Source organism: uncultured Oscillibacter sp. (assembly GCF_910579365.1).
Taxonomy (GTDB): domain Bacteria; phylum Bacillota; class Clostridia; order Oscillospirales; family Oscillospiraceae; genus Oscillibacter.
Window position 1 is genome coordinate 1 of sequence record NZ_CAJTUX010000123.1, and the last position, 4,142, is coordinate 4,142.

General features: G+C 54.8%; 4 protein-coding genes and 1 pseudogene. 3 read left to right on the forward strand and 2 right to left on the reverse strand.

The genetic code is table 11. The features are described from left to right. A partial coding sequence (locus QZ329_RS15075; protein ID WP_295753832.1) for a helix-turn-helix transcriptional regulator occupies positions 1–268 on the reverse strand: 268 nt, incomplete at its 3' end. Positions 269–400: 132 nt separating this feature from the next. Here QZ329_RS15075 and QZ329_RS15080 point away from each other — a divergent pair. Together QZ329_RS15080 and QZ329_RS15085 are read left to right on the forward strand one after the other, a co-directional pair. After that, positions 401–664: a hypothetical protein gene (locus QZ329_RS15080; protein ID WP_016322953.1), complete on the forward strand. Its 264-nt coding sequence runs from the start codon at positions 401–403 to the stop codon at positions 662–664. A gap of 31 nt (positions 665–695) precedes the next feature. Continuing rightward, a pseudogene (locus QZ329_RS15085) lies at positions 696–1,055 on the forward strand (cell division protein FtsH); the annotation flags it as partial. Between the two features lie 66 nt (positions 1,056–1,121). On the opposite strand, the gene QZ329_RS15090 reads toward QZ329_RS15085, so the two are convergent. Further along, positions 1,122–1,469 (reverse strand): helix-turn-helix transcriptional regulator, encoded by a 348-nt coding sequence (locus tag QZ329_RS15090; protein WP_295753833.1) that lies wholly within the window; start codon positions 1,467–1,469, stop codon positions 1,122–1,124. Positions 1,470–1,747: 278 nt separating this feature from the next. Here QZ329_RS15090 and QZ329_RS15095 point away from each other — a divergent pair. Beyond that, the coding region (locus QZ329_RS15095; RefSeq protein WP_365352322.1) for an MMPL family transporter at positions 1,748–4,142 on the forward strand (2,395 nt) is incomplete at its 3' end.

Below are 4,142 nucleotides of genomic sequence, written 5' to 3' on the forward strand. Positions count from 1 at the left end.
CCCCTTTCCCGCGCCAGCCGGGACAAAAGGTATAACACACTAGACTTTCTCCGAAAGTCGTGTGCCAAGAGGGGAGGTCTCCCCCCTTGGATTCCCCCTCGTCTGGAATATATTCAGCAATATCTTCCAGACGGCAATCAAGGACCGTACACAATTTGTTCAGTGTCTTGGTTTCCATGTTGTCGTTTGCCCGCAAGCGCCGGATGGTCTTGCTGTCGACACCGCACTTTTCCCTTAATTGGTGTGTGGAAAAGCCGTTTTCCTTCATCACATTCCACAGTTTATCGGAAATAAGAAATAGTTTTGACTTTGCAATTTGTTTTTGTAAAATAATGCTTATATGAGACGGCCCGGAAAGGAGAAATTAGAAATGTAAAAAATCGAAAAGCCCCAAAAGCCTTTGATCCTCTACTGCTTTATCGTCTTAGTGGTCATGATCCTGCTGAATACCCTGCTGTTTCCCCGCCTGATGCGCCAAGAGATCACGCAGGTGGACTACGGCACCTTCCTCACCATGCTGAAGGTAGCCGTGGCCCAGGTGGAGCAGGACGTCATCTACTTCGTTGACACCTCCGAGGAGCCTGGCCTGTACGCCAGATCACCTTCCATGACCCCAGCCTGGTGGATCGCCTGTGGGAGAGCGGCTGCGTGTTCGACAAGGTGAGGCCAAAGGAGATGAACCCCATCCTCAGCTTCTTCCCGACCTTCAGGGCCGCGAGGCCATCCTAAAGGTTCACGCCGCCAAGGTGAAGCTGGCGGAGAATGTGGACTTTAACACCATCGCCTGTGCCGCCTCCGGGGCCTCCGGTGCGAAGTTGGCCAACATGGTCAACGAGGCCGCCCTGCGGGCCGTACGCCAGGGACGGAGGCTCGCCACCCGGGAGGACCTCCAAGAGAGCATCGAGGTGGTCATTGCCGGGTATCAGAAGAAGAACAAAATCCTCTCCGACCACGAGCGGATGATTGTCTCTTACCACGAAATCGGCCGCGCCTTGGTGGCGGCGCTCCAGACCCACTCCGCCCCGGTGGCGAAGATCACCATCATCCCCCGCTCCCTTTTCAGTCACCTTTGAGCGTAAGGTTGTCCGCACGGGCCGCAAACCAACCCCCCAAAGAAAGCATCACTTTTTCTGCCTTTCCTTCAACCGCTGTAACTCTATATACTCCACAACAGCTTCTCTTCCATGTTCGCTTAAAGAAAGTATATCCTGCACCAGCTTCTCATAAGTACAATCACGAGTGACATATACCATCTCCAAAGGCTTCTTTTCATCATAGGAACACCGCCCGATTAGATAATCAGCAGACACACTATAGTATTTTGCCAGCGTGATAAAATGCCGCAGCGGAAATTCATATTCTCCCGTCTCATACTTGGAATAATGCTGCTGAGAAATTCCCAAAACGGCTGCTATATCACTTTGAGAGTAATCGTGATCTTCCCGCAGTTCCCGAAACAATTCCATCACGCTTTTCAATGTCAGTCCCACCTTTTTCAAGGAACGTATCATACATATATTTCTATGTATTGATTTTACTTATTCAATCATGTATAATACATATAATTTAATGTAAAAAGGGGACGATGGAAGTGACAACATTATCTTTCTGTTGACCACTTGCATTTCCAAGAAAAGCAGAGTATCATTGTCTATCATAGAGTTTGAAAGGAGCGTTCAGGTTGAGCAGGCACACAGTAGAAGTTTCGGAAAAGCAAAGCCCGATGGAACGGATTGCGGCTTTTATTGTGGACAAACGCAAAGCCTTTTACCTGTTGTACATCGGAGCAGCTATTTTCTGCGTCTTTTCCAGCGGCTGGGTGGCGGTGAACGACGATCTGACCAGCTACTTGTCTGACACCACCGAGACCCGGCAAGGGTTGACCGTGATGGAGGCGGAGTTTGTCACCTTTGGCACCAGCCGCATTATGGTGGACAATATCTCCTACCGTCAGGCGGAGAGCTTGGCGGAGCAGATAGAGATGATGGAAGGTGTAAAATCGGTGGAGTTCAACGGTTCCAGGGACCACTACACCAACGGCTCCGCCCTGTTTTCCATCACCTACGACGGGACCGCCACTGACCCGGTGAGTCTGGAGGGATTGGATGGTGTCAAAGCCCTTCTGGACGGGTATGACGTCTATATCACCGGCGACACCGGCGACTCCGCCTCTGAAAGTCTGAACGCCGAGATGCAGGTGGTCATGGTGATTGCCGTGGTCATCATCCTGGTGGTGCTGCTGTTCACCTCCCACACCTATATGGAGATCCCGGTGCTACTTATGACCTTTGGCATGGCGGCACTGATGAACAAGGGCACCAACTTTATCTTTGGCGAAATATCCTTTGTCTCCAACTCGGTGGCGGTGGTCCTCCAGCTGGCCCTGGCCATTGACTACGCCATCATCCTCTGCCACCGGTACACCGAGGAGCGGGAGCAGCTGGAGGCCCGGGAGGCGGTGGTGGCCGCCCTGAGCAAGGCCATTCCGGAGATTGCCGGCTCCTCCATGACCACCCTGTCCGGCCTGGGGGCCATGTGCTTCATGCAGTTCGGGATTGGTCAGGATTTGGGCCTGGTGCTGATGAAGTCCATTGTGCTCAGCCTGCTGGCCGTGTTTACCCTGATGCCCGGGCTGCTGCTCAGCTTCAGCAGTTTGATCGACCGCACCCACCACCGGAATTTTGTGCCCAAAATCACCGCCTGGGGCCGGCTGGCGGTGAAAACCCGTTTTGTCATGCCGCCCCTGTTTGTGGTGCTTCTGATTGGCGGTTTTGTGTTCGCCAACCGCTGCCCCTACGCCTACGGGCAGACCGAGCTGACCACCTTCCGCCAGAGCGACGCCCAGATTGCCCAGCAGCGGGTGAACGAAACCTTTGGCCGGGTGAACACCTTGGCGGTTATCGTGCCCAAGGGGGACTATGAGCAGGAGGGCCGGCTGCTCCGGGAACTGGATCGTATGCCCGAGACGGACACGGTGCTGGGCCTGGCCAATGTGGATGCCATGGACGGCTATGTCCTCACAGACCGGCTGACACCCCGGCAGTTTGCCGAGCTGACCGATCTGGATATTGAGGTGGCCCGGCTGCTCTACTCCGCCTACGCCGTGGACCAGGAGGACTACGGACAGGTAGTTTCCGGCCTGGACAGCTACGGCGTACCCTTGATTGATATGTTCCTGTATGTCTATGACATGATGGACGAGGGCTACATCTCTCTGGACGCGGACATGACTGAGACCATTGAGGACCTCCACGTCCAGCTGACCGACGCCCAGCTGCAATTGAAGGGGGAGAACTACAGCCGTCTGGTCTTACAGCTCAACCTGCCCGAGGAGGGGGAGGAGACCTTCACTTTTCTGGACACTCTGCATGAAATTGTGGGCCGTTACTACCCGGAAAATTCCCTCCTGGTGGGCAACTCCACCAGCGATTTTGACCTGTCCGCCTCCTTCGGCAACGACAACATGCTCATCAGCATTTTGACCATCGTATTCGTCATTCTGGTGCTGGTGTTTACCTTCAAATCCGCCGGGCTTCCGGTGCTGTTGATCCTGGTCATCCAGGGCAGTGTCTGGATCAACTTCTCCTTCCCTTACTTACAGAAGGAACCCCTGTTCTTCCTCAGCTATCTGGTGGTCAGCTCCATCCAGATGGGCGCAAATATTGACTACGCCATTGTCATCGCCAACCGCTATGTGGAGCTGAAACAGACCATGTCCCTCAAGGATGCGGTTATCGAGTCGCTGAATGAGGCTTTCCCCACCATTATTACCTCAGGCACTATTTTGGCCTCCGCCGGCGTGGCCATCGGCCTGCTGTCCACCACAGCCTCCATCGCCTCCATCGGCGTGTGTCTGGGCCGGGGCACGTTAATCTCCATCTTCCTGGTGATGGGTATCCTTCCCCAGATTCTGCTGCTGGGCGACACCATCATTGAAAAGACTGCCTTTACCCTGAAGACCCGGCATCCCGTCCAGACCCACACCGGCAGTCTGCTGGTGGACGGCCACGTCCGGGGATACATCTCCGGCATGGTGGACGCCGATTTCAGCGGCATCCTCCATGGCAGCATCAATGCGGCGGTGGCAACGGGGGCTGTCCGGCCGGAGGAGCCGCCCCAACCAGCGGCAATCCCTGCGGGAA